The sequence below is a fragment of the Endozoicomonas sp. SESOKO3 genome (genome assembly GCF_024606255.1).
In genome coordinates this window covers 1-1,349 of the sequence record NZ_JAHHPR010000632.1, presented here as the reverse complement: position 1 = coordinate 1,349, position 1,349 = coordinate 1, and the positions used below count along the sequence as shown (strand labels likewise).

Annotated in this window: 2 protein-coding genes; both read right to left on the bottom strand. The window is 48.7% G+C overall.

What is annotated here, in order from left to right; genetic code table 11:
• On the bottom strand, nucleotides 1–406 hold a 406-nt coding region (locus KDK18_RS11165; protein WP_257254980.1), incomplete at its 3' end, for a hypothetical protein.
• Nucleotides 407–675: 269 nt separating this feature from the next.
• Nucleotides 676–1,349, bottom strand: a 674-nt coding sequence (locus KDK18_RS11160; RefSeq protein WP_257254979.1) for a hypothetical protein, incomplete at its 5' end; no start/stop codon positions are given.

Sequence of the window (1,349 nt, the reverse complement as noted above, 5' to 3'; positions counted from 1 at the left end):
CAAGAAGATCTGCTTCAATCACCATGATCCGGTCTGACAATATCCGGGCCAGCGTAGTTTGGCCCGTCGCAATAGACCATAGTCGTTTGATTCGTAGCATTTGAAGTAGTTGTCTTTTTTGTTGCAGGCATTTTTGAACAGGGGCAAGAACAAGGTAAGGGTGAGACTGGGGCTCCGGATCAGGATTCCATTCGTATCCGTCAGGTGGCTTATCGCCACCATCTCCTCCGGCAGCGCCCGTGGCGATCAGCGCATTGGGAGTGTTCTCCGGAAATTCGGGAGGCTCAGCTAACGGGGCAATTCCGCGTGTCTGCTTCATTGGCCAAACGGGTAGGAGAGGCCATTGGAGAGACTCAAGAGGACTGTTATTTGGCTGCAGCTCCAGAAAACTGAGTGCAAATGTCACAAACCCAACCGGAAGAGCGTAGGGTGGTTCAGGTACGACCAACTTATTGGTATATAAGAAATGGGCTGATAGCGGGCTAGGGCCAACTAATTCCAATGCAGGCGGCGACCCCCCAAACGTTATGGTCACTAACAGCAGCAGTGATCGGACCACCAAGCAGGCAGTTTTGTTTTTTTCAGGGCGTCCCATAGACACAGGACCATCGATTGACCTTTGTTATTTGCAACGGGACGTATAGCACTGCACTGGCCAGTCTGCCATGAACGGAATTAGAAAATACTCCCGCACCCATCAAGTAACTCTAATTCCTGACAATGCTGATAAACATCATCAGTAACATCTAATAATAAAGGGTCTCGTTTTTTTAACCGCTCTATTTGACTGCATGCTCGTTGCCTCCATCCTTCCAGCATGCGGTTATCGATATCAATTTTGGCTTTTTTAAGGACGGTCACTGTGTGCATAAGCTCCATTTTATCGCCATAATCTTCCAGTAAGTTCAGTATTTCGGTACCAAAAACTTCTGTCTGGTCGAGCTTCAACCATAAACTGCCAAACGCCTGTTTTTCTTGTTTGTCGTCTGGAGGATTGCTGCTCTGTGGCGCCGGCTCGCAGGCTTCAGTTCTCCTGAGTTGAACGTTATCCAGATATTGGCACAGTGATTCTTTGATCTCATCGGGGCATTCTGTACCTGATGTTTCGACTCTCTCTCTCAGTTTGTTAAGCAGAGACTCAGGCAGTCTCTGCTTATGATGGTCAAGGGATTTCCAGGCGACGGGTTTGATGGCCATTCCTCTTTTGATCAGGGTAGCCAGAACATGAACAGGTATAGGGTTGAAAGGGGCTGCGTCAACCGCAAATTTAGCCTTCAGCGCTTTGTTTGCGGCTAGTCTGGCTTCGCGTCTTTGGATGTAGACCGGGTCATCCGGGTTTAAGTGCTTTT